The sequence below is a fragment of the Shewanella nanhaiensis genome, from assembly GCF_019457885.1.
Lineage (GTDB): Bacteria > Pseudomonadota > Gammaproteobacteria > Enterobacterales > Shewanellaceae > Shewanella > Shewanella nanhaiensis.
The window spans coordinates 128441-154883 of record NZ_JAHZST010000014.1 but is presented as its reverse complement, the minus strand read 5'-3'; the positions used below and the strand labels follow the sequence as shown (position 1 = coordinate 154883).

Here is a 26443-nt window from a genome sequence, read left to right as displayed (position 1 = left end):
CTCATGTTTTTTATCCTCTATGACTTCGCTAAAAGTTAGAGTTCAATTAACATGAGTAGATATTCAGGCAAAGCCTAATTGATGATAACCACCTACTGAAGTAGGTGGTTTAGGGCTGAAAACAAAATACTGACGCTTAGATGATCAAACAAGTTGAAATTAGAGACTAGAAGTCGCTTAACGAGCGATGGCGCTATTACCCGCAAGTTTATTTAACGCATCGAAATTAACGATGGTAATGTACTTACCCTTAACTTCGATTAACTCAGCTTTCTGAAAGCGGCCTAATAATCGACTTATGGTTTCTACGGTTAGCCCTAAGTAGTTCCCGATATCGCCACGAGTCATGGTTAATCTAAACTCTTTTGGTGAAAACCCTCGGCTGCCAAAACGAGTAGCTAAGTTACTGATAAATGCTGCTAATCTCTCTTCCGCATTCTTCTTACTTAGCAGAAGAATCATCTCCTGATCACTTTGGATCTCGTTGCTCATCAATCGCATTATCTGCTGCCTGAGTTTAGGCATCGTGCCGCTGAGATCATCTAGAGTAGAGAAGGGGATCTCACACACCATTGAGGTTTCTAATGCTTGAGCAAAACTTTTATGTTCTTGGGCGTGAATACCATCAAAACCAATCACATCACCGGCGAGATGAAAACCTGTGATCTGCTCATCACCCTGTTCGGTGATAGTAAAACTTTTTATGGTACCTGAGCGAATAGCAAAAAGAGACTTTAATGTATCGCCTGACTTAAAGATCTGCTCACCTTTTTGAATAGGCTTCTTTCTTTCAATGATTTCGTCAAGACGATCAAGTTCAGTAGCATTTAAGGTAAAAGGGATACATAAGGTCCCCATACTGCAATCATGACAATGAATAGCACATCCTGGAACAGCTGCACGACGACTTTTATTGTTGTCTGTCATAGTCTCTCTCAAATTTATCTATTACGCATATGTTAAACTAATTTAATAAGCTGAGCTAGTTTAGCTGCGCAATTGCAATGTACAAAGTTTGTAAACCAAATAGGACTAATATTAAGCCGCTAACCACTCTCACAGCTCTTTTCTGTACCCATTGTCCTAACATATTGGCTGCTGCGCCCGCACTCAGTAGTGCAGGCAGTGTGCCTAGCCCAAATGCCAACATGATCAAGGCGCCTTGCTGGGCCGAATGTGAGGCAACAGCCCAAGTTAATGTGCTATAAACCAGACCACAGGGAAGCCAACCCCATAAGACTCCGCCAACAAACGCTTGGCGCAGTGTTCTAATAGGCACAACACGATTAGCTAAAGGAGATAGAAAACGCCAAATAAACTTACCTAGCCGCTCTATCTGCACCACTCCAGACCATATTTGGGCAATATACAAACCGGTAATGATCATCATCACGCCGGCTATGACTCTTAAAGTGATGAGGTAAAGATCGATATCAAATAACATCCCCAATGCACTCGCGGAGCCACCCACTAATGCACCAGCAAGCGAGTAACTTAAGATGCGGCCTAAGTTATAGGTCAGTAGAAACTTTAACTTAGATGCAAACAGGTTTTGTCCCGGTGTTGTGGCAAGCTGAGATGAAAATGCACCGACTAGGCCTCCACACATACCAATGCAGTGGCCTGCTCCCATTAAACCAACAAGAAATGCACCTGTGATGTTGTAATCAATCAAGATGGAGTCTCTGTTTTATCTTCCACCTTTTTGTTACTAGCAGGCGTAGATTCATCCTCATCAAAAAGAATAGAGACGCTCTGCCTATCAAGATCGTCAAACTGCTCTGATTTTACTGCCCAGAAGAAGATCCCAATAGCGATGATCACAAATAACATGGCAATGGGAATTAACACATAGATAATGCTCATAAACGAACCCTTAAGAGTCTTAGACTGTTAGCTACAACAATGAGAGAACTGGCTGACATTCCTAGGGCAGCGATATAAGGTAATACGTGACCGGTCACGGCCAGTGGGATTATAAACAGGTTGTAGCCAAGCGCCCAATACAAATTTTGTTTAATGACTCTATTGGTCAACTTAGCAACATCAACTGCATCATTAAAGCGAGAAAGCTGATCGCCGAGTAAAATAAGATCAGCACTGTTTTTAGTAATAGCCGAGCCACTGCCCATAGCGACCGAGAGATTAGCACCGGCTAGTACAGGTGCATCATTAATGCCATCACCAAACATGACCACAGAGCGCTTAGTTTGTAACTTTTGAATAAGGGTGAGTTTATCACTTGGTTTCAAGCCTTTATAAACCTCATCGATTCCCACTCGGCGGGCAATCTCGTCAACGTGATTTGAGCTATCTCCACTGGCAATGGTTAACTTGTAGCCGTTACTTTTAAGCGTCTTGACCGTATCAACCGCATCCTCTCTAATGGCATCTACAAGTGTAAATTTTGCCAGTAATAGTCCTTCTTGAGCCAAGTAAACTGATTGAGATAGATCGTTATCCACACCAATAAATTCAGCACTGCCAATCTGATACTTAACCCCGCCAATAACGCCGCTTAAACCTCCACCAACCGTGCTTTGCTGCTCGGTGGCTTGTATCTCACTGCATCTAAAGGGTTCAAATGCTCTCGCTATGGGATGTAATGAAGCGCTCTCTAATGCAGCAGCAATAGATAAAACCTCTCGCTTAATAGCCTGATTATAGAGGGTCACATCCTCAACGGTGAGGGTGCCACAGGTGAGGGTGCCCGTCTTATCAAAAACGACCTGCTCGATATTGGTCAACTTTTCAAATACGCCGGGCTTACGAGCGATGACGCCAATGCGGGTAAATATACCCGTTGCACATGTGACCGCAGTTGGGGTAGCAAGGGCTAGGGCGCAAGGGCAAGTTGCGACTAATACGGCTAGCGTGACCCAAAATGCATCTTCTGGCCAATAGATACGCCAAACAATATAAGTCATCAGCGCAATGGCCAGTATGGTCCAGGTAAAGTAGTTTGAGATAGTATCGACATACAAGGCGACTTTAGGTTTATTATTTGATGCTGCCTCCTGTAAACGAATAATCTCAGCGACTAATTGATCTTGTCCAATGGCTGTAACCTTGACCTTAACGGGATGATCCACGTTAATGGTTCCAGCAAACACCTCTTGGTTCAATGCTTTCAATACTGGCATCTGCTCACCAGTTAACATGGCTTCATTGACGCTGGTTTCTCCCTCTAAAATCACACCATCGGCCGCGATCACTTCCCCAGGCTTAACCAAGATAACATCACCAAGCTTCAGGCGCTTTGCCGGCACCTCTTCAGGGCCTGACTCAGTGACTAACTGGGCCGTAATTGGAATAAGTTTATGCAGGTTACTTGAGCTTACTGAGGCCTTCTGCCGAGCATTTTGCTCAAAATAACGGCCAAGTAGAAGAAAGAAGGTGAACATGCTGACGGATTCAAAATAGACTTCACCAGTTCCATTGACGGTAGCGATACAGCTAGCGACATAGGCGCCCAGTATGGCAATGGAAACCGAGACGTCCATATTAAGTCGACCGCTAAACATGGAGCGAATGGCGCTAAAATAGAAAGGTTGAGCCGAATAGAAAACCACTGGCGCGGCAAATATCATGCTCACCCAGCGAAAGTAATCACGATACTCAATATCAAGATCGGTAAAGAAATCAGCATACAGTGCAAGGGCAAACATCATCACCTGCATCGTCGCAAAGCCAGCAAGACCAAGTCTTAATAGAAACTTACGGCTGCTCTCTTTACTCAGCTTCTCCTGCTCATCAACTTGATAGGGCGCCGCCTGATAACCAATCTGACTAATATGATTTAAGATGTCACTGAGCTTAATCTGATCCGTTAACCAACTGACCTGCGCTCTCTCGGTTGTCGTATTCACCACAATAGATTGAATACCGGCAATATGTTTCAGCTTGTGCTCAATTAACCAAGCACAAGCGGCGCAGGTGATCCCATCGATAGAGAGCGAAACCGTAGAGGTATCACTCTTGTTATAGACAAAATCCTGCTGTACTTCTGGTAGGTCAAACGCACAAAAGGTGCTTAACTCATTGGGAACGAGTGCGGTTTGTTTACTGCCAGATTCAGTTCGGAACTTATAATAGTTTGTTAACCCAGCATCGATAATTGCCTGAGAAACAGCTTGGCAACCTGGGCAACACATTAGCTCATCGCTATCATTGATACGTGTTGTAAATTGAGAGCCTGTCAGTACGGGCTCACCGCAATGGAAACAATCACAGTGCTTCATAGTTGATCTAGTTTAACCAGTTATATACAGCAAGCAAGAGAGCGGGCAGGGCCGCTCAAAAAGAGGATTAATTAGTTTAGCCAGTACTGGGTATCATCGGCAATTTGCAGACGCTTTTGAATGCGCCAGCTTTGATCGTACCCTTCTAATCTAACCTCCCAAGCTCCTGTGATAGGCTTATCCAAAGAGACACGGTAGGCCTTATCACCACTGGCCGTTACGACCTGTTTAAAGTCACGGCTCTCTATTGTTGGGTGGTAAAACTCAACTTTTAGTGCAGCTAAATACTCCTCACCACCGTGTTGAATAATAGTTAATTCATTATCGTCAACCTGAAGTTCAAACTGCATACCGAGTTGCTTGGCATACTTGATCTTCTTCAGATCCATATTAATACGCTTACCATCTTTATAATAATCTTCTGAAACGAGTGCATCCTTATTATCAATGGCGATGAAGAGTAGGTTGATACTCGCCACCACAGCACATAGCGGCAAGATGATTAGGAACCAAGGCCAGAACTGCTTATACCAGGCTTGAGGTTGTTTCATGTTAAATACCTATGAGAAAAATTGCGACTATCTTAACGTTAAAAGTGTGATTTAGCACCCTAAAAAAAAGGCCTCGATACGATCGAGGCCTTCCTGTTACTTAGATGTAACTACTTGTTTGACAAGCTATAAACATAAGCTGTGATTACGTGAACTTTCTCTTCACCTAACACATCTTTCCAAGCAGGCATCACGCCACTACGACCATTAATAATCGACTGTTCGATAGCGCCACGGCTACCACCATACAACCAAACATTGTTAGTCAAGTTAGGGGCACCCATAAACTTGTTACCGGTAGCATCCATACCGTGACAGGCAAAACAGCCTTTCATAAAGGAAGCTTGACCCTGTGCAGCAAGTGCTTCATCGTGATCGCGACCAGCAAGTTTAGTGACGTATTCAGCTAAGCCTTTGATCTCGCTATCTTCGATTGGTAGTCCGCCCTTAGGAGGCATCATACCGTGACGACCATTAAGGATAGAGGTCTTAATCGTGGCAAGTTCACCACCATATAACCAGTCATTATCAGTCAGGTTAGGGAAGCCTTTACTGCCGCGTGCATCACTACCGTGACACTGTGAACAGTTTTGTAGGAACAGGCGTCCACCCACTTTTAGCGCTTCTTCGTTCTTAACGAGCTCCTCAAGCGGTGTTTCAGCATAAGCCTTGAAGATAGGGCCAAACTTCTCATCGGCGCGCTTAACTTCTTGATCATACTGAACCCAACGACCCTCTTTAGCGGCAAGTTCAATTGCTGCTACTGAGTCTGCCTTAATACCATTTTCAGTACCGATACTCTGGTTTGAACTCGACCAGCCAAGAAGGCCTTTGTAGTTACCAAGACCTGGGTAGAGGGCAAGATAAACCACACCAAAAACGATAGTGATGTAGAACATATAACTCCACCATTTCGGTAGTGGGTTATTTAGCTCTTCGATACCATCGAAGCTGTGGCCCATTGATTCGCCTTCTTCGACACCAGTGGTGTTTTTAGAGACGAGTTTTAATAGGATGAAACACCCTGCGATTACCACAATAGTGAGTACAGATATCCATATACTCCAAAAGTCAGTCATCAATGCCATCACTTATGTTCTCCTGAACCCTTGTTAAGTTCATCTTCTGAAAAAACAAGGTTAGCCGCTTCGTCAAACTGATCCTTACGACGAGAGCTGTAAGCCCATGCAAATATACCGATAAAGGTAAACATCACGACAATAGTAATAATGCCTTGTATTGTTCCGTAATCCATATAATTGCCTCCTAATTATTTCAGTGCATGCCCTAAGGACTGCAGATAGGCGATGAGTGCTTCCATCTCAGTTTTACCTTCAACGGCTTTCTGAGCACCCGCAATCTCTTCATCGGTATAAAGGTCTTGGCCTTTATTTCCACCTTTATGAAGATTACGTAGAATTTCCATCTTCTGGCCTGTTAACTTGCCATCAAGCTTGTTTTCAGCCAACCAAGGGAAACCTGGCATATTTGATTGTGGTACCACTGCACGTGGGTCAATCAAATGAACTTCATGCCATTTATCACTGTAGCGACCGCCAACACGGGCAAGATCAGGACCAGTACGCTTAGAGCCCCACTGGAATGGGTGATCCCATACAGACTCACCAGCAACAGAGTAGTGACCATAGCGCTCAGTTTCTGCACGCAGTGGACGGATCATCTGGCTGTGACAGTTATAACAACCTTCACGGATATAGATATCACGACCTTCAGTTTGCAGCGCAGTGTATGGAATCAATCCATCTACAGGCTCAGTGGTGTCTTTTTGAAAGAGCAGAGGAGTGATCTGCACTAAACCACCAAAACTAATGGCGATAACAGTAAAGATACCCAGAAGACCGATGTTTTTCTCGACTAACTCATGATTAAATTTCATCAAATCTACTCCTTATGCTTCTGCTAATGCAGGCAAAGACTCTTTAGGTGCTTTAACTGTCTTGAACACGTTATATGCCATGATCAGCATACCGGTTACGAAGAAGCAGCCACCGAGGAATCGTACAAAGTAGAATGGGTATGAAGCTTCGATACTCTCAACAAAGCTATAAGTCAATGTACCGTCAGAGTTAACTGCACGCCACATCAGACCTTGCATCACACCAGAGATCCACATAGAAACGATATATAGAACAGTACCGATAGTTGCCAGCCAGAAATGGACATTAACCAAATTTGAGCTGTACATACGACCGTGTCCATATAGAACCGGGATAAGGTGGTAAAGAGAACCAATAGACACCATAGCAACCCAACCTAGCGCACCAGAGTGAACATGACCAACCGTCCAATCAGTATAGTGAGATAGTGCGTTTACTGTCTTAATTGCCATCATTGGGCCTTCGAAGGTAGACATACCGTAGAAAGACAATGAAACAACAAGGAAACGTAAAACAGGGTCAGTTCTTAGTTTATGCCAAGCACCTGAAAGGGTCATGATACCGTTAATCATACCACCCCAAGAAGGAGCGAATAGGATAAGAGACATCACCATACCAAGTGACTGGGTCCAATCTGGAAGTGCAGTGTAGTGAAGGTGGTGAGGACCAGCCCAAATATACAAAGCAATCAATGCCCAGAAGTGAACAATAGAGAGACGGTAAGAGTAAACAGGGCGGCCCGCTTGCTTAGGAACAAAGTAGTACATCATGCCTAAGAAACCAGCAGTAAGCAGGAAGCCTACAGCGTTATGTCCGTACCACCACTGTACCATAGCATCAACTGCACCAGCATATAGAGAGTAAGACTTCCATAGACTAACAGGTACAGCCATAGAGTTAACTATGTGCAATACAGCAACAGTGATAATGAAGGCACCAAAGAACCAATTCGCTACATAAATATGGGATGTAGTACGCTTGATTATCGTGCCGAAGAAGACTACAGCGTAACATACCCAAACTAAGGTAATTGCGATATCAATTGGCCACTCTAGCTCAGCGTATTCTTTACCACTTGTAATACCAAGAGGCAGAGTGATCACTGCAGACAGAATGATGGCTTGCCAACCCCAGAAGGTAAATGCGGCTATTTTAGGTGCAAATAACTTGGTTTGACAGGTACGTTGAACAATGTAGTAGGATGTTGCGAAAAGAGCTGAAGTACCAAACGCGAAAATCACGGCATTTGTATGCAGAGGTCTAAGACGACTGTAAGTTAACCATGGAGTATCGAAGTTTAGTTGTGGCCAGATTAACTGAGCCGCGATCAATACACCGACTGACATACCAATAATTCCCCACAAAACGGTCGTGAGTGCAAATTGGCGAACAACGGTGTAATTGTAATCAGCGCCTTGAGGCTGGGAATGGTTCATTTTATTGCTTCCACTGCTTATTACTTATACTTATAGTGAGTAAACTAAAACTTTACCCGTGAAAAATGACATAACTATGCATTCCCTACGGAACACACGAGGGCATGTCAATGTGTTGCCTTGCAATTTTGTGATATTTGCAAGGTAAAGCAATGATACTTGAGCTATGTCAAAAAAGATAGGAATTGAGGTGTGTTAAAAGTTGATCTAGATCAAGCTACTCCATAGAATGTAAAGACTTTACCACTAAAGGTTAATATTTGTGCTACCTGTTAAGTTTTTGTCTCAATTAAAGCTCTACTTTCCACTACTTATCATCTTTAGTCTCATGGGATGCTCCAAAGAAAAGTCACCTGAAACAAGCAACTTTGTACAGGATGATACACTTTGCCAATTCCATTTAGGTTATTGTGATAAAAATGTTGCCGACATCGACTTACAACTCTTAATCACCCCTTTTAATACCCCAAGTGAAAAGCCACTGAATATCAGTGTTATCACCTCTGAGGAGATTGATAATCTTAACGTTAGAATTGAGGGTAGGGATATGTTTATGGGGGTTATCCCTGTAAATATGAACAAAGCAGGTGAAAACATATATAAAGGAGAGCTAATATACGGTTCTTGCAGTAGTGATTATATGGTTTGGCGAGCATTTGTTAGTTTTACCCTAAATGGAGAGGCAAAAGTGGCCATCTTTGACTTTTTAGCCGATAACCAAGCCTAAAACAAAGAGTAAAGTTAGAGAGTGGTCTAGGAGGGAAATTGACTCACTCTCTAGAAAAATCGGTGATCATTAATCGTGTAACTTCTCCTTTAACATATTAAAGACCTCAATGTTTTCAATAAACAGGTCCAGCAGTACAGGATCGAAGTGACTACCTGACCCCTCTTTCATTGCTTTCATCACCTCCTCTAAAGGCCATGCAGGCTTATAGCAGCGTGCATGTGAAAGCGCATCAAATACATCGGCAATGGCGACGATTCTTGCAAAAATGTGGATCTCTTCTCCCTTTAACCCAGAAGGGTAACCTGAACCGTCATACTTTTCATGATGTTGTAATGAGATAATACTGGCAGCCTTTAAAATGGGACGTTCAGATTTTGATAAAATATCGTGGCCAACTTGAGGGTGCTGACGCATAATACTCCACTCAGCAGCATCCAGTTTACCTGGCTTTAGCAGTATCGCATCAGGCGTGGCAATCTTACCGATATCGTGCATAGGAGAAGCGTGCTTAATTAAATCAGCATCCTGCACATCAAGCCCAGCAATCAGTGCCAATTTAAAGCAGTAAGCAGCCATTCGTTTTACATGGTTTGCCGCTTCTTTAGAGCGACTCTCTACGACATCCCCGAGACGTAGAATAAGCTCCGACTGAGTATCCTCTAACTCTTTATTCAGCAACAAGTTTTCAAATGCAACACCGACATTAATAGCAAAGATATCAATAAGTTTCTTATCGAGATCATCAATGCTATTGATCCCACCCATATACATAAGATTTACCCAGCCACTTTTAGCAGGGAAATAGCCAACGAAGCAATCCTTCTCATAGACACAGCTTTTCTCTTTGAGTGCCTGCAGCAGCTTCTCTTTGATATTTTCAGGGATCGCTTTATCGTGGTGACTTGAATACTGTCCCGTGCCTGCAAGGATTCTGAGTTTATTCGCGTTGACCTGTTCGCTCATAGCGTCAACCGAACTACAGGAGAAGAGTAGGGTTTCACTATCAAAATTAAGCAAAGTTGCAACCTGTGTTAACAGCCCATCAGCAAAGTTATGTAAGGTTCTCAGTTCAAATAGGCCAGAGGTGGCTTTAACAACCCTTTCAAGACCTTTGCGATGCCTAACTTGACTCTCTTTGGCTTCCTCTATCTGCATAATGTCACGATAAGATCTTAATGCAGAGTAAACACTAGTGACTAACTTTCTCGAATCCAGCTCAGCTTTGGCCTTATAATCATTAATATCATAATTAACGATAACATCCTCTTCTGGTGCTTGACCTGGCTGGCCGGTTCGTAAAATTAAACGGATAGCCTTATTGACATGATCTTCCCTTATCCACCTGACCAACTCCAAACCTGCGTGATCACTCTCCATCACGACATCAACGAATGCCATCGCAATATTTTTCTCTTTGAGTAATATCTGTTTCGCCTCTTCACCGCTATATGCATTGATAAATTCCAATGTGCGGTTATCGAGTTTAAATCTTGATAGCGCAAGTTTAGTGACTGTATGGACATCAGGTTCATCATCAACGATAAGGATCTTCCATGCAGGCCCGGAATTGGCCTGTGGCGCCTTTTTTTTACCAGAAAAGAGTGGGCTCTTCTTTGCTATATCGATCAGCATTAGACAACCTCAACAATGTTAAAAAGTTTTATCCCTGTTCATTGAGTGTAGAACAATGTCAAGGACAGTGGAAAATAGTCAAAAAAAAAAGGAGTAAGTGAGACGGTAAGCTCAAAGTGGTCTGCACGTAGTTGATAATTATTCTCATTTAAGTGTAATATCTGGTTAACGCTACTCTACAAGGTGATCCCATGCGAACTTCCCATGTTAATCTGTCAATTTCAGCCGATAAACTCGCCAAATTAATCCACGCTGGTGAGCTATGCGCTGCTGATTTTCGGTGTTTAGATCATGAATCTAAGCAAACTGTATGGCAGTTATGTCTACTGTGTTGCAGTAAAAGAGTCGGTTGCCTTAACCCATGCTCTACACCTTGCAGCCAATCGACCAACTTTGTTACTCAGCCCGATCCAAATACAAGTATTGAACAAGTTGACGAAATAACAAGTTCTGGTAACAAAATCACCAACATAATTTAATTTTCACGGCTCGATAACCCAAAGCACCTTAATGAATAAGGCGGTAAATTCACCATAGGCGTCAGCAACAATCAAATCGGCACAACTTCATGACTTATGACGATTTACACGTTAAGATCAATAGGTTAATTTCTCAAAGAGATGTGAAACATCAAAAATGTGTTTCCTACCTTTATAAATAGAGCGCCTATGTATATGCCCCCAGTGTTACCCCTATTTGAATCTTCAATCCATATTCACGAGGGGAATAGCTATATCAACCAATACATTACTCAAATCAGTATCAATCAAGTCGATGATGCGGGGCTGCTCTATGAGCATGCAACTGAACTTCTTTATGAGCAGAAGAGTAACGAAAATAGCTATAAAGCCTATCGAAGTGAATTAACGACCTTCTTTCATTGGTGCTTCGATGTCGCCAAACTTTCACCATCAAAGCTCACTAGGAGAGAGATATCCCGCTATCTTGATTATTGTGAGCACCCGCCTAAAGCGTTAATAGGCTACTTTAATGTCGCCCAGTTTAAGCTTGATAAAGCCAGTGGAGATAGGATGCCAAATCCTGCTTGGCGGCCCTTTGTTGGTAAAAAGAAGCTTGGAAAAGAGCAGGTTTATACGCTCAGTGAAAACGCTTTGAAAACCAAAGTCGCGATTCTGTCCTCCTTTTATAGCTATTTAATGAGTGAGGACTTCTGTGAACGTAATCCAGCACAAGCTTGGATGAACCACAGCCGCTTCTCATCAAAGAAGAAATACCAGATAAAAGATGAAGAGGGCAGTATGCTCTCGTTTACTGAACTGCAATGGTCATATGTGATCTCAACCGTCGAAAAACTCGCAAAAGAGCAACCTGAGCTTCATCAACGCAGCTTGTTTCTTATTAAGCTCATCTACTTCTGCTACCTGAGAATTTCAGAAGTTAGTGCAAGGGCGGGTTACACACCTGTGATGGAGCAGTTCAGACAAAACAGTCAAACGGGGATCTGGAGCTTCTATATTCCGCAGAGTAAAGGGGGCAAGCAGCGCACAGTCGCAATATCAAAGGGATTATTAGCAGGACTAGTTGAGTACAGACGATTTCTTAAGCTTCCAGATTTCCCGGTTATTGGCGAGAATCATCCGCTGTTTATTCGCCATCGTGCAGCCGGTAGGGGCAGGGAAGTTGGCACACTTAACGCGAATCTAGGAATACGCCAAATTCGTGAAGAGATAGATAATATCATCGAAAATGCAGCTAAAAGTATCGAAAATGATGGATTATTCGAAGATGCCCATCAGATGAGAAAGTTAACGGCACATAATATTAGGCACACAGGGATCACCCACGACATCAATATTAATGGTCGGCCGCTGTCACACGTACAAGCAGACGCAGGTCATGAAAGTATCGATACCACATCACAATACCTGCACACCTCACAAATTGAGCGACATCACAGTGCTCAGAACAAACCATTAGATCACTTGCAGGGTATCGAATAACAGTAGCGTTTAAGTGTTATCCCCATGGCGCGTTAAAAGTGTTTTGTTTCCAATGGTAAGGAGGCGTTTGAATTTTGGTCGCGCTGCGGATTCCCTTGGTGTAATGCGGCCCTAGTAGCCAAAAGAAAAAGCCGAAGAAACGGCCGATGTTATAAGTCCGAGTAAAGCGCCTTATTGGTGGGGGCAGCTCATAAGGAAAGGTAGGGCACGTGGCCTATCTCTCATTTTTGCACTTACACAGCGCCCAGCAGAGTCTGATAAAACAGCAATCGGTAACACCATGCTATTTCGCATAGGGAGATTAAAGCGCATAAACGAGCATTGCCGACCTAAATATAGTTGTTGCAGATAATGATAGTCGCTTAGTTATTGTCGAGTACCGATTGAACGGTAAAAGCTAAGATATGAAGTAAGACAAAGGTATGTATGTGCTATAAGGCACTGTTTCATTGATTTTTTGTGTATCATAGACTCAAACTATTAACTGCACTCTCATAACGATGACAATTTATCATTATACAACTGCCTATGGTTTAGAAGGAATAATCAAAAACCAAAATATATGGTCTACGTACCATAAGTTTTTGAATGATTACACTGAGATGAGTCAAGGGTTTGAAGCTTTTTTTGACAATATCAATGAAGTCGAAATAATTTTCGACTCAGAAATAAGACAATATGCGAAAAATACAGAAGAAACTGATTTTTATAAAAAAAGGTTTGATGAATTTATTCAATCTTTAAGAGAAAACTTTGATAAGGTAGGAGTATTTGTATCATCATTTACTTCGGAAAGAGATAGTCTTACTCATTGGTTAACCTATGGTGGCCAATACTGCATAGTTTGTGATGAATCCGAAATGAACAGCATAAAAGGTTCCGTAACTCTATAACCACATTAGAACACGTAGAGTACTCAAGCTATAAGGAAGAGCAGGAGAGTTTGAAAAGTATCACACTAACTTATTTAGTAGTAAAGCTAGTGGATTCATTGAAGGAAATTAAATCCAATTATTTTTTGTTTGAAGGAGAAGCTGAGGTTCATATAGGTCAGCATATGTATCAAATGTTTGTTGATGCTATTTTAGCCTTTGCATCTATAAAGCATAATAAATTTAATGACGAACAGGAAAAAAGGTTAGTGACGATCTTTCCTGAGGCTGTTGTGATTAATGGCTCAAAACCAATGAGCTTTTTTAGTGATGATGCTCATGCTTCTGACATAGAATATAAAGACAAAGATATAAAATATAGAATTAATGGAAATGGAATTTTTGTACCTTACATAGAGTCTTTTTTTGAGCGGGGCTTTATCAAAGAGATCATTATAGTACCAGTGCTAGATCGAGATAATGCAAAATTAGGGCTAGAGTTTCTATGCCAACTATATGGTATAGAACCTAAGATTAGTTTTTCTGAATGCCCATTCAGAAATGTATAGTTGCCTTATCTACAAATTCATCAGTAGGTTAATGCCGATAAGTATCATTATCGGCAATTGGGGTAAGATTTTATCACTCTCTTTTTAACTCCTTATGAGGGCTATCATGCAGGGTTATTTATGTAGGGCTAGAGTGATTCGAAAGCGTTATAACGCACTAATTTTACTTATCTGAAATAGCGATAATTACATATCTTAGTGAGCTTGTTAATCAGCTTTAGTGCTTTGCAAACCTAAATTATGCTCAATTGAAAGCTTACTTGTCCATAAACCAATACCCGTTAGTTTTGGTAATATCGCGGTTATCGACATTGACAAGAAGCTGGAACATGGAGCAAACCTTTAAGTAGATCTAGACGTTCTAGCAGTCAATCCACCAATACTTTGACTAAAAGTGTATATCAGTAGTAATGTTCCAGGCATAAACTGGCTAACTATAATCAGCTAGGGTTTAGAGGAAAAACATAGATACTTCAATAATCCACCTTAATTCAACGCGTTGCTACGTGCATGCTTTAAAACTTCTTGGGGTACTGGCGCTCAGATTTCACGTAGCGCACGATAATAATCACATGTTTCTGAGTGATTAGTCGCAATTGCTGAACGTATCGCTCAATGTTTACTTTAACGTCGAAAACCCGTTTTTAGTTATGGCTAACCTAAGGTTGTTTAACTAGTGAGCCTGGTTATTCCGGCAAGGTTTGCCAAAAACAATCTGCTGTTATTGGCATTGCGTGGCTAGCATTTTCCAGAAAGCTTTCATTCTAATGAGTAAAGATAAACAGAATCTGTTTGCAGCTATGAAAGCTGAGTAAGAGTTTGATTACAGTGCTTTGAGAAATAGTGTACCTATGTGTATAAGTACTTATATAAAAACCTAAATAAGTAACTATATAAGAACCTAAGTGATAGCTTTGAAATCAATCAATTGAGATAGACAACACAGCATACTCTCACCATATATAGATACACACACCTATGCGTACAATGTATATTATGTTAAATATAAAACACTATGTATTAAGTACATCAATCATTCTTCTTCATTAAGGCTCTATCAGATAAATCATTATAAGTTATACGTTAAAAATGAAAATGTATATTTTTCGTACTGTATCGTTGACTACTATAATGTCTTGAATTAAGTTACTACATATATTGTCGATAACTATGAGTTACTTGATGCATGTATAAGGTAATTAATATTGACGATGAAAGAGCTTGTTTGTTCGATGCATCGATAATGCAACCTACTTTTTTATCCTTAAAGTTCTGCATTGATTCCCTATTCGGTAAATCTATCAACTACCAAAAACACACACTTGTTAACGTTCAATATTTTCATGAGTATTGGTATGCTAAATTTGGCTATACACTTGATTACTCAATGTACCAATCAGAATTTTCAGGAACCGAGATCGCTAAGATGATTTCGGAGCTTGAAGGCTTTTGGATATACCTTTGTCATAAAAGGACTTATGTTGAGAACCTTTCTCTTTTTCCCATTGTGAATTCGAAAGTAACCATTCAAGAGATTGTAACCGCTGTCTCTCGCTACCAAACTATTTGCCGTTTTATTTGTTGGTTGATTGAAACTTATATAAACACACACTATTTAGATGAAAGCTTTAATGAGATTTACGCTTGCCAAAGAGCTCTTATGGCCAAACTATCCATAGAGTCAAAAAAATATTCAAAATACTCTAGTTCAGTGGTGAAAAAAAAGAAAACTTTATACAGAAGTCTAACGACTCAACAACTTAAAGACTTCGTCTCATTGTTCTCGACGAATGCCGAACCTGAAAAGTACAACGGATTACTAAAGCCCTCTTTTTATAGGCAGTATCGTGATTTTATCTTAGTAAAATTTTTAGTTAGCTATGGGCTTAGAATTGGCGAGGCTTTACTTTTAAGAGGGACATCATTCAAGACAAACTTGAAAGCTACTAAATTCGTCATGCTAATAGATACACTTGAAGATGGTATTGACTCCCGCAGAAACAAACCTCGTATAAAATCAAATAATAGTGTCAGAGAACTCGAAATCAGCTATCAAGACTACACGCTAGTTCAGTCATTTATTAAAGATGTGAATTTTAGATGCGATCATGGCTTTGTATTTACATCATCAATTGGTAATTTTGAGCCACTTTCATATAAAGCAGCATACAAGGTGGTCATAAATGCCAGTGAAGCTGCTAAAAAACGTTTCCCAGAGCACTTTGCTCCAACTAACGTAGATTATCTTGAAAACATACACCCTCATATGCTTCGTCATACATGGGCATATAACACCTTGGCTGCATTATATGATCAAGAAAAAAAAGCTTTCATTAGAGCTAATGCTGTTAATGTCAAAGGTATTATGGAATCTGCAAAGGATAAACTAAGAGTACTAGGTGGTTGGGCCGATAATTCTGATATGCCAAGCCATTATGCAAGACGGTTTATCGCTGAAAATGCAAATAAAATTAATCTCTCAATGTTCACTAAATATACTTGGGATGCATCTTTCCTAACATCAGAAAGTGATTAAGAAGTCGAAAATGCGAGTAACTTACTCAGTACAAAGTATACTAGAACAGGAATTAACACTTGAACAAGAGTGTTATATTTCAAAATTATGGTTGCCACAAAAAATTCAAGTTCAGACAGACTCTGATTTTGATACTACTGAGGTTTCCACTACTCAGCCAATGTGGGTGTTCTACATTGGAGGCGAAAGAGTCTCTTTCAATTTTTCAGATGTAAGCTCCCCTCACCTACTAAAGCTAATAAAATACTGTTGTACGAACTTAATTTCTACTGGGCGAGTCTTGCGATCCACAGAATTCACAACCATTAAAGAGTGTCTATTATCAGTTAAATTGACATTTATCGAATATCAGAAAAAACTAGAATTACACTCTAGTAATGACAACGATAGATATTTTTTCGACTTAAAGTCTCTAACACGTTTGTTATGCCAATTGGAGTTCCCAGGTTTTAGTTTGGATAATTTAGAGGATTTAGCTTTTATTCCTATACCTAACCACTTCAACCCATTTTTAAAATATCAGGATATAGAAAACTCATTCCCTTCAGCATTAAAAAGCCAAATTTCACATTCCATCGTCGAAAAAAGTAAAAACGTAGATGCCATTTCTACCTCTGAATTGCATGATATTGTGATATTAGGACTTTGCTACTTTACAGGCATGAGGCAAATTCAGCTTGCTAAACTAGCAGTTAACAGCTTCAGTATTGACACCAAAAATGACACTTCTGAATTAATTCGTTATAGCCTAGAAGTACCTTACGCTAAACAAACGAAAATCACTTCAGAAAAAATCAAAATAGCACTTCCAATGGAGTTAGGCTTGATAATTAACGAATATATCAAGCGCAATAGTCTAGAGCCAAACGATCGATTTATACAGTTTAATACTAATCTCAGTTCACAAATTAATAATGCTTTGCAGAGAAGTCTGTTATCGATTCAATCTAATGAGACTCAAAGTGCTGTTGCCAAGAGAGAACACATTCTGCCTAGACTCACAGTTGTAGATTTTAGACATAATGTTGGCCATTCACTTGCAATGTCCGGAGCGAGTGCTGATGAAATAGCCTACATAATGGGGCACTCCTCTACTATTGCGGCTGCGCATTACATTATGGCTACTCCTGAGCTAGCAATGATTAAAAGTAAAGCACTAGGTAATAACCCAGTATGGCAAAATATGGTCAACCTCCTAATAACAGGTTACACAGTTGAGCAATCTCAATGGACTGGTAAGACAGTCTCTGGAACCCTTGGTGGTGAACTACATATACGAGTAGGTGGCTGCGATAGAGTCAATGAAGAATGTCATTTAGCAAAAGTTAGAAGTTGCTATGGATGTTTTTACTTTCGTCCTTTCAGTGAGCTCCGAAAGCATAGAGCTGTTCTTAGATGCGTAGACAAAGAGCTTATAGAAATCATAGATATTAGCGAAAAATCTGGCAATTCTCGAAACCCTGCCATAGCGACTTTAGCAAATATAAAATTAGAAGTTCAAATGGTTATCAATCGTCTAAAGGGGGGGGGTGTCGATGAAGAGAGCGAAAGACAACCTAAATGACTTTATTTCAAAACAAAAAGCATTTTTTGAATTAAACATTTCCCCTAAAGTAAAATTTAATTGGGAAAGTGACAGTTGGATCTCAAATGTCAGAAATGAGGGAGTCTTTTCTGCTTCTTCGATTTCCTCACTATGTTTTACTACTCCAATGGTCAGAAAAGGTATTTACTTTAAGGGTGAAGCACCTTTACCAAAAGCAATAAAGATCAATCAAGAATTTCAAGAATTCATGAAAGCTTATGTAGTGTTCAAAATACACCTTAAGAACAGTAAAATTTCAATGAGTGCATTAAATAGAGATGTGTTGATACTTAAACGTATCTACTTGCGAATGGTTATCAATGGACACCTTTCTCCAAAAATAATGAATATAGATAATGAAATAGTTAATCAAATGATGACGACATTTTCATCATCAATACGAAAGATAGCTAATTCGTCAGACAGCCACACAGCGATGAGAACAGTTGCACGCGACTTAAGTCATATTGGTGTGACATTAAACCCTTTAACATTTGATGTCACAATAAAGCGTGCATCCAGCAAAAATACTGATTCAGTAAAGAAGGCAAAGACAAAGGCTTTCCATCAAGCTGATGTAATTGATGATCTCGATGACGATGAGAACGAAAAACTAATCACCATCCAAACGTTCTTAAATATAGTTGCAGTGCGCAGTATGGTTCAAACCGATAGTGAAAAAATCATGCTCAATATGCTTATGCTATTGATGATCACAGGCTTCCGATATCGAGAATTAGAACGTTTACGGTTTGATTCACTTAAAAAAATGGAGATTGAGGATAAAGCTATTGAACAAATTCTTAAAACAAAAGGTTTGAAAGCTTATTACCTTGGAATTGTTTACATAGGTGAAAAATCCGCTGGTACCCGTACTCATTGGGTTGAACCTCTGGCCATTGAGTTGGTAGAAACGATATACAGAGACACATTAAATTTAACTAGCCCCCTTAGAGAGCATGTATCAAGTTGTCGCAGTGAGGGCTTTAGCTCTCTCCTTCCTCAAGAACTTAAGTTGAAAGATGAGATATTGTTAGATGACGTCGTAAATTACATAGTTGAATCACTCTCAACAACAGCGCTGGCACGTGGGCGGTCAATGCAGAGGCACTTTTCCAAAAATGCTCTTGCCAGATTTAATATTACTCCAACAAGGATCTGTAAATTAAGTGGGCGTAGGAAAGCTTTCTATTATTTAAGTACAGATATTGAGAGATATTTGAAACTGAGAGCATCAAGCTCGGCAAACGTAAATGATTCTAATTTTACATATAATTTTGTTGACTCTAGCAACGGTGAGTCAATCAAATTAAATATCGAGGAGCTGTTATTCATCGTGCCCGATGGTTCAACAGCATTAGCAAAGACAATGGTTGTAAAACCTATACCATGCTCTGTATCAATTTCGAATATGGCGATGTTTTTAGGTAGATCTAATGGGTTGTCATTGTTTCAAAAGTACAGTTTGATGGATAAAAGTGGTCAATACTCACATCTGACAACACATATGCCACGACATACCATAAACACATTTCTTGCAATAGCAGGTATTTCAGATCACATTCAAGCTGCTATGATGGGGCGTGTTGATATTTCTCAAAACGAAAATTACCAGCACTTAGCCATTGAGCAAAGAGCGTTATCTAGTGCGATTGTGCCAATGAATACTCAATTTGAAGAACTTGAAATGTATATTGATAATTCAAGCATTGAATCCCCGCTTTCAAACCCATTAGATATCATTAAAGAATCTGCCAACATTAGTATTAACCCATTACTTGATCTTAAGAATGCTATAGCGCAAAACACCCACACATTTACAACAAAAGAAGACAAGTCATCTTTCATCGCTGATGTGTTTGAATCTAGCACTTTAGATATCATGGCTGGTTTAGGCAATGCCTATGAGATGGAAAAGTCCTCTATAGCTAAGAAGCAGTTAATTGAGAGGCACTCAGATTTACACCCTTTAGATTTTGGCAGCTGTATGAGGAAGTTAGAATCGTGGGCATGCCCTTACGCTTTGAAATGTCAAGATGGTACTCCCTGCCCCTATTTCACTATAATTGGGCGTGCGGATGAACGACAAAAACTTATACAGAAGGTTTTTAACATAAACAATCACATTGAAAATGTAATGCAGTGCTTAGAGTCTGGTGAGCTAAGTCAAAGTGAGGCGGAGGAAATTCACACGGAACTTTTATCTAAAAAGAAGCATTTAGAACACATAAAGATATGTTCGGCACAAATTGAAATGACAAAACATAAAGTTAACTTAGTTGCTTTGAATAAGCACCGAAAAGCTGTGACACTGGCAACGATATTTGCATCAGAACACATGAAAATAGAGGCTAAATCATGAGACTAGCGGGAGAAGCATTAAATGATGTAATAGAAAAAGAGCTGCGTGAGATGGTTCGGGAGGGATATTCACTATCTCCTATTACCAATAAGAGTTTGTTTGACCGATTGAAAAAGAAAGGAATTATATCTGGCTCTATAAGTACATTGACAAGTCGAAAAGAGATTATTGAGACATATAAGAAAATGCAGCTACATGAAGTCGGCGGCACCTTCGGGAAAAGCGCTCGCTCAGGAGCTACACAAAGTCGTCTAGAGCTCATTAAAACAAATGCAAAACTTCGAGAGCAAGTAGATGAAGCCAGAAAACAAGTTGCTGATAACACAGAGTCATTGATTAATATCATCCAACAGATAAAAATGACTGGTATTCAAAAAAATATAGAACGAGTTATTTCTCCATACCTTATTCGTGAGTTACATAAACGAGGAAAAAACTGAAAGTTTAAGAGAAACTACTTGTTTACTATTTGAAAAGAGCTTTGACAAGGAACCTAAAATGAAGAAATGGATACCACTATCTTTCCTGTTCTCAATATCTGTACAAGCCACTGAGTTTCGAACCCCTAACTGCCCTATCGGTTGCCCAAGTCTAGAAATTGAAGACAATATCGTAATATTCGAGCGTTTATATACCCTTTCTCAAAACCAAAAAACTCAATTTGCTGATTGGGTAGCTTATGAAGTGAATGTGATGAATTTTGGGACTACGACGAATCGTACTTGGAAAAATAATCCACTACTCGAAGAGGAGGAGCGACTAGAAATAAGTGACTACATTGACGCATCAAGCAAGCTTGGCGTAGACCGAGGTCATCAAGCTCCTTTAGCTAGCTTTGTAGGAAGTCGATACTGGTCAACGTTGAATTATTTATCGAATATCACACCTCAAGCAAAAGCTTTAAACCAAGGGCCTTGGAAAAATCTAGAAGAAGAAGTTAGAGATGCTGTAGGTTTCCGAAAAACCCTTTACGTCATTACCGGCACTTTATACAACAAACCAATGAACGGCTTACCAAAGGCTGATGAGGTTCATTCTATACCTTCGGATTATTACAAAATCGTTTATGATGACAATGGCAATTCTACGGCTTTTTTAATGAGCCAATCATTAACTCGCAACACTGATTTCTGCAAAACGAAGAAATCGATTTCAGAGTTGAGGCAGATAGTTCCCTATTCTTTACCTAGCAGATTAAAAGATGACGACAAAATTTTGAAGAGGTTAGGTTGTTAGGATAAAGGAGCATATCTCCCCCCCCTCTCTCTGTAAGATTAATATTGGCATAGGGGAACCTTGACTGTCGGTTCCCCAACCGTTACTGTAATGAGGTCTAGTAATTGTGATGAGCTTTTCTGTATCGGATCGACGAAATGACATTCATATATTCAAATCGAAGGGCTTAAATGCCACATCTTCATTTGGGTTTTATAATGTTTTTCAACGATGAGTATTCCATGAAAAGATTTCTAATTCCTGCCTACTTGTGCCTTATTTTAGCAATTTTAAGCTTTATTATTTTTAGCTATCTTGTAATTAACAATAATCCACATGCTGAACTTGCAACTAAACTAGCTATCGCTTTTGTTGGTTCAACGGTGACTATCCTTGGTTATTGCCAATTCAAAAGCAAACCCACAAAAAAACTAGAGGACGTTACCGAAAGAAACCATAAATCACTGTGTTTAAATAAATAGGCACAATGATAACCTTAACTTGGTGCGTATTAGCCATACATAGCTAATACGCTAAAAGGTAAGATGCCCCTCAATAGAACGTATTTCTGGACAAAAGCTTGTTAAAGTATTTGCTCTATTCTAAGCATTTCAGATAACTTCTAGTATGGCGAAGCTTGGTTCTTATTAAATGCTATGACTGGGAATACAGCTAGTGCTAGCTAATGCAAAGCTCATCTAAGAAGTGAAGAAAGCGGGCTTGTTTTCACTGAGAGATGGATGAACCGCCCTGCGCGGAACCGCATGCAGGGTGGTGTGGTAGCTGGAGGTTAGATATCTCCGGCTACCCGTTGATTATGCGGCTTACTTAAAACAAATACCATTCTCAATGAATAATATACACACTATTACCACAGTTAGGTGGCCACTCTATTTATCTAGGTTATCAAATGGTTCTTTCCCCTGCGAAGATTGAGGTAGGTTCATTATGTAGCTACAAAGTTTCAAAGAAACATCACCTAACTGGATGTTTTTTTCAAATGGTTGTAACTGTGACATCTGCATATGGACTATACTTCCACCATCGAGATAGTCGACTAAATCAGTTACAGAAAACTTAAGGCCTTTCCAAAAATTGATTGCAGGAAGGGGATCTCTTCCAATCTGCCCACGTAATATCACATTAATTAGTTCATGTGCTTGCCTAACGGGGTGGTCACCTTTAGTGTACCCAGTAAATAATCTGTTAGCTGTGACTACTCCAGTATGGATATACTTCGTTATAGGTATATCCCAACCCAGAGCCATAAATAATTTAGCTTGATTTTCTGGAGTTTTAAGCCAATTAAGACGAATATCTAATTGTTCTTCAGCTTTCTTGATATGCTCATAGCTTGTTTTCAGTTCATGTGCTGAACATGGATGGTATGAATTCTTGCATTCAAAAACGAATAAGTGCCCATCAAGCCAGCAAAATATATCTGTCTCACGCATACCATTGATATTAAAATCAAACTCTTCTTTAACTCTGAACCCCGTTTCTCTCAAAGCAATTGCAACTGCATTTTGCATTGGGTCAGGCTTTTTTAAAAGTTTACTCCGCATTCTATTTGCAATAATGGTATTTCTGCTTAGATTTGAACGAGCAACTAGCGCTGGAGAGACAATATAGTACTCACCGCTTTTAATAAACGGTTTGTACTGAATATCTATAAAACCTTCATTTTCTTCTAGCGTCAAAATTTTAATCATTTCCTCCGCCTTGTTTTGTGGAAAAATCATCATCAGTTTTTGCAATAGTGCATCATGACGTATGACCGGAATTACTGATCTGACTTTCAAAATTCGACAGTTTTCTTCATCCTCGATGCCTTTTAGCTTTTCTTCAAATGCAGTGCTTACAAAACTGAAGAGCCGCTTCACTTTGGTCATATCAACTATATTTAAATTTTCACTTATACGGATTTTACAAGGATCTTCATCTTCATTGAGAAAATTATCAATCCCAGTTCCCATGACATCTGGAATTTCTTCTAAGAAAAAAGAATCTGACATGATGGGGGAGAAAAACCCTTTACTCATTGGCATAGCAAATACTAGGCGTTCTTTAGGGTGCAGTATATTTATTACTAGTTCATCCATGCCAGCTTGAAACGCTGAAGCCATGAATTCATTCATAGTTTGACAGCCGCTATCAGGTTTATATAAATGCTTCACGACTCCCTGTACTCGAATAGCACCTTGAATTTCTGCTTGAATATAACCAAGTCGAATAGACATCTCAAATGACTTGTCTGTCGAGAAAACCATAAGGTTCTGTCCGTTTTCACTGATTTCATAAGGCATCCCCTCGATTAGGGTTTCAACTTCTATAAACTCGTTTAACTTAGCGGCATCAATCAATAAATTAGTGTAGATATTATCAAACCTCCCACATAAATGATCATCAACATGAATCCAGCAATTTGGTGTAACTCCAATTTCTTCACGCATCAGGTTTAAAATATATGAAAAAGCTTGAGCTGCATCCTCTGCTCCCAAAGACTCGAACTGATCCGAATCTAAATTAGGAGTTACTGGCTTATAGTTGACAAAAAGCTCGTTCACCAAAACTAATAGAGTTTTCAAAACAATTGTCTTGCGAGTTTTAAGACGAGTCAGGAGACCTTGATGTAATTTATATGCATGAGGTGCAGCTTTTAATAAAACTCTCAGGGAAACCAGATATTTCAATCTGTCAGGCCGGCATTGGATCTGTTTAAGTAATTCTAAAGCGGAGTCAAGAACCATCTCGAGTCCCTTAGAACGAAATTTGTATCTTGATGCCCTTAGTAAACCAGAGCGCCGAAGTCTTGCGATAGCAGCATCAGCATCCCATAAGAGGAGTGATAACGTGATAGCTACAGCTTCACTGTAACGGTTGCGTTCCAAATTACTACCTAGAGCTTTAATGCTCGTCTCTACTTCTGATTTAGAAGCCTTAACCTCTTGCATTCCTTTAGCTTCAGAAATTATGACAGATATTTTTTTAAAACTGGCAAGCTCTCTCCTCACCTGTAGAATCGTCATTTAAATAATACTTCCATTTTCATTGAGTACACAAAGCTGCATAACGCTAACCTAAACCAGCGCCGTGCTGGTGCAGGTTCTTGCGTACGCCCAGCATGGCCATGAACTAATAAGGTGAAAGTCCTCTGTAGGAAGAACACCGCTCTATAACGTGTTGTTATTAAACGTTAACTACTAGCGAATGGCAAGGCTTATCCATGAGGATTGGTCTGAAGGAAGCCGCTAACAAATTTGTGAGGTGATGAACAAGAACATCATATGAGGTTTAGGCTAGAGGTGAGTTGGCACAAGACGACGAAATCACGTGATCTAATGGCCACCGTAAATGGTGCAGCAGTGCAAAGAGCAAACCAAATGAAAACCGATAGCGCATGACGGGGTAACTCGGCATGTGATTAAGCAGAAATCAGCAGACAGGCATAAACATGCCGACACTTCCTGGGAGACTTATCCTTATCTGTTATATTTTTAGGTTCGCCATTAACAAGCAGTAGTTGGGTACTTTTTTACAAGCCTCTCCGAGCCAATGGGCATGTTTACATGCAGTCGACCAGTCAGCAACCGTGAGTTCATTTTCTAAAACAGATAGAGGTTTAACAAGTTTATTGTTTGGTTCAGCTTCCCATTCTAACAATTGCTTTGGTACGTTATCAAAGCCGCACCACCATTCAGGCATAGACTTCTTCCACTTAGTTTCAAGCCATACATCAGATAATGCAATTACATATTCATTCTCGATATTTTCAATAGAGTGCTCTGTTAAAAAAACTCTATCAGCATTCACGATTCGAGCAATATCATTAATGATTTCATCTTTTTTCTGACTGATAGAAAGTCGCTTAGCCTCAATATAAAATACCGTTTTATACTTTGGTGAGTAAACAAATGCATCTATATGCTGCATTTTATCTTCCCATGGAAACTCGAGCCAAGATATTGCAGAAGGGTCATCGAGTGATTCGATTAATGAGTTCACATATATGTGGACCTGATTACTCTCCGTAAAGCCGGTCGCACCTCGAGCAGGATAAAAAACCTGTAACAGGCTTTCATAGGTTCTAACCATGTTTAAAAACGAATCAGTGACTATTGATTCCATATTGACCTCAAATAAATATAACTCTTATCAGACAACATTAGGTCGTCTTTTTTCGTGTACATTGCCAATCCTCTCGCCAGTATGCAATGTAAAATCAGTTTATTAGCTTAGATGTTAGGATTTTAAGGCGACTTATAGTCGCTTAATACTACACAAAGCCACTACTTGCATTCAGTAGAAAAACACGCGCACTTTCGGATAATTTTTTATAGGGCAAAGCCTCATTAACAGAATGTGAATGAGTATTTACTCTGAATGATTTTGGGGCAAAAACGTCTTAGAAGGATCACTCTAAGACGTAACTGGACAATAATCAGTTAGTGCAATCACTCTAGCTAACCTGTGTTAGATTAGAAAAAGTATCTTAGCCTCCTAATTCGCTCCGACCCCTTTATCGAATATCAATCACCAAGGTACAGAAACCAGCGCCATGCTGTACAGCATAATCGAAACGGCAAAAGCTAACGACCTCATCCCTTTTGATTACATCAATCATTGCTTGGAAGCTCTAGCGAAATCACCGACTGAACTTCAAGACTTGCTGCCATGGAATGTTAAGCTCGGCTAGACGTAGTTCAGCGGACGTTTACTTTTATTTTTATGTTTTCTGCTAGACATTCACCCATACATCTCGTGCTAAGACAGCTTTGGGGGTCTTTGCTGGCTAGAAATGATAAGTAGGTTGAGAGTCATATAGGGAAGTAAAAAGGCTGAATATTTTAGTTAT

General features: G+C 39.9%; 22 protein-coding genes and 1 pseudogene. 11 read left to right on the top strand and 12 right to left on the bottom strand.

Translation table 11 applies throughout. The features are described from left to right. Positions 1–177 precede the first annotated feature (177 nt). The 9 genes from etrA to ccoN all read right to left on the bottom strand — a co-directional run bounded on the left by etrA (position 178) and on the right by ccoN (position 8126). Positions 178–927: an electron transport transcriptional regulator EtrA gene (gene etrA / locus K0625_RS17905; RefSeq protein WP_012325037.1), complete on the bottom strand. Its 750-nt coding sequence runs from the start codon at positions 925–927 to the stop codon at positions 178–180. Between the two features lie 55 nt (positions 928–982). Further along, complete coding sequence (locus K0625_RS17900; protein WP_220110942.1) at positions 983–1675, bottom strand: sulfite exporter TauE/SafE family protein; 693 nt, start codon at positions 1673–1675, stop codon at positions 983–985. Then, positions 1672–1866, bottom strand: a complete 195-nt coding sequence (gene ccoS / locus K0625_RS17895) for a cbb3-type cytochrome oxidase assembly protein CcoS (RefSeq protein ID WP_220110941.1) — start codon at positions 1864–1866, stop codon at positions 1672–1674. Before ccoS ends, K0625_RS17900 begins: the two co-directional genes overlap by 4 nt. Then, complete coding sequence (locus K0625_RS17890) at positions 1863–4241, bottom strand: heavy metal translocating P-type ATPase (protein WP_220110940.1); 2379 nt, start codon at positions 4239–4241, stop codon at positions 1863–1865. The genes ccoS and K0625_RS17890 overlap by 4 nt, the downstream gene beginning before the upstream one ends. A 71-nt stretch (positions 4242–4312) precedes the next feature. Next, on the bottom strand, positions 4313–4792 hold the full coding sequence (locus tag K0625_RS17885; RefSeq protein WP_220110939.1) for a FixH family protein: 480 nt from the start codon (positions 4790–4792) through the stop codon (positions 4313–4315). 110 nt (positions 4793–4902) lie between these two features. Then, a complete protein-coding gene (gene ccoP / locus K0625_RS17880) occupies positions 4903–5871 on the bottom strand; it encodes a cytochrome-c oxidase, cbb3-type subunit III (protein ID WP_220110946.1) in 969 nt (322 codons plus the stop codon). A gap of 8 nt (positions 5872–5879) precedes the next feature. After that, complete coding sequence (locus K0625_RS17875) at positions 5880–6047, bottom strand: CcoQ/FixQ family Cbb3-type cytochrome c oxidase assembly chaperone (protein WP_064791312.1); 168 nt, start codon at positions 6045–6047, stop codon at positions 5880–5882. Between the two features lie 15 nt (positions 6048–6062). Beyond that, on the bottom strand, positions 6063–6689 hold the full coding sequence (gene ccoO / locus K0625_RS17870) for a cytochrome-c oxidase, cbb3-type subunit II (RefSeq protein WP_220110938.1): 627 nt from the start codon (positions 6687–6689) through the stop codon (positions 6063–6065). 12 nt (positions 6690–6701) lie between these two features. Continuing rightward, positions 6702–8126 (bottom strand): cytochrome-c oxidase, cbb3-type subunit I, encoded by a 1425-nt coding sequence (ccoN, locus tag K0625_RS17865; RefSeq protein WP_012325045.1) that lies wholly within the window; start codon positions 8124–8126, stop codon positions 6702–6704. Positions 8127–8388: 262 nt separating this feature from the next. On the opposite strand from ccoN, the gene K0625_RS17860 reads away from it, so the two are divergent. After that, positions 8389–8853 carry a hypothetical protein gene (locus K0625_RS17860; protein ID WP_220110937.1) on the top strand — a complete coding sequence of 155 codons (465 nt, stop codon included), beginning with the start codon at positions 8389–8391 and terminating at the stop codon, positions 8851–8853. Positions 8854–8922: 69 nt separating this feature from the next. Here the strand turns inward: K0625_RS17860 and K0625_RS17855 are convergent, their stop codons facing one another. Continuing rightward, entirely contained in the window at positions 8923–10488 is a 1566-nt protein-coding gene (locus tag K0625_RS17855; protein ID WP_220110936.1) for a response regulator, read from the bottom strand. Positions 10489–10779: 291 nt separating this feature from the next. Here K0625_RS17855 and K0625_RS24905 point away from each other — a divergent pair, with 291 nt between their 5' ends. From K0625_RS24905 to K0625_RS17810, 9 genes are all read left to right on the top strand, one after another. Further along, entirely contained in the window at positions 10780–10932 is a 153-nt protein-coding gene (locus K0625_RS24905) for a hypothetical protein (RefSeq protein WP_220110935.1), read from the top strand. A 224-nt stretch (positions 10933–11156) separates the two neighbouring features. Beyond that, entirely contained in the window at positions 11157–12449 is a 1293-nt protein-coding gene (locus K0625_RS17845; RefSeq protein WP_220110934.1) for a tyrosine-type recombinase/integrase, read from the top strand. A gap of 602 nt (positions 12450–13051) precedes the next feature. Beyond that, a complete protein-coding gene (locus tag K0625_RS17840) occupies positions 13052–13342 on the top strand; it encodes a hypothetical protein (protein WP_220110933.1) in 291 nt (96 codons plus the stop codon). A gap of 50 nt (positions 13343–13392) precedes the next feature. After that, a complete protein-coding gene (locus K0625_RS17835) occupies positions 13393–13890 on the top strand; it encodes a hypothetical protein (RefSeq protein WP_220110932.1) in 498 nt (165 codons plus the stop codon). Between the two features lie 1186 nt (positions 13891–15076). Further along, entirely contained in the window at positions 15077–16426 is a 1350-nt protein-coding gene (locus tag K0625_RS17830) for a site-specific integrase (RefSeq protein ID WP_220110931.1), read from the top strand. Between the two features lie 10 nt (positions 16427–16436). Continuing rightward, the gene (locus K0625_RS17825; RefSeq protein WP_220110930.1) at positions 16437–17990 is read left to right on the top strand and encodes a site-specific integrase; all 1554 of its coding nucleotides are present in this window, start codon (positions 16437–16439) and stop codon (positions 17988–17990) included. Continuing rightward, positions 17962–20373: a site-specific integrase gene (locus K0625_RS17820; protein WP_220110929.1), complete on the top strand. Its 2412-nt coding sequence runs from the start codon at positions 17962–17964 to the stop codon at positions 20371–20373. Before K0625_RS17825 ends, K0625_RS17820 begins: the two co-directional genes overlap by 29 nt. After that, a complete protein-coding gene (locus K0625_RS17815) occupies positions 20370–20813 on the top strand; it encodes a hypothetical protein (protein WP_220110928.1) in 444 nt (147 codons plus the stop codon). The genes K0625_RS17820 and K0625_RS17815 overlap by 4 nt, the downstream gene beginning before the upstream one ends. A gap of 58 nt (positions 20814–20871) precedes the next feature. Next, positions 20872–21609, top strand: coding sequence for a DNA/RNA non-specific endonuclease (locus tag K0625_RS17810; RefSeq protein WP_220110927.1), 738 nt, complete (start codon positions 20872–20874; stop codon positions 21607–21609). Between the two features lie 869 nt (positions 21610–22478). On the opposite strand, the gene K0625_RS17805 is transcribed toward K0625_RS17810, so the two are convergent. Both K0625_RS17805 and K0625_RS17800 read right to left on the bottom strand, forming a co-directional pair. Next, positions 22479–24617 (bottom strand): hypothetical protein, encoded by a 2139-nt coding sequence (locus K0625_RS17805; protein WP_220110926.1) that lies wholly within the window; start codon positions 24615–24617, stop codon positions 22479–22481. Positions 24618–25077: 460 nt separating this feature from the next. Then, entirely contained in the window at positions 25078–25716 is a 639-nt protein-coding gene (locus K0625_RS17800; RefSeq protein WP_220110925.1) for a hypothetical protein, read from the bottom strand. Between the two features lie 412 nt (positions 25717–26128). Here K0625_RS17800 and K0625_RS24625 point away from each other — a divergent pair. Continuing rightward, positions 26129–26284: pseudogene (locus tag K0625_RS24625) on the top strand (transposase domain-containing protein); the annotation flags it as partial. Positions 26285–26443 lie beyond the last annotated feature (159 nt).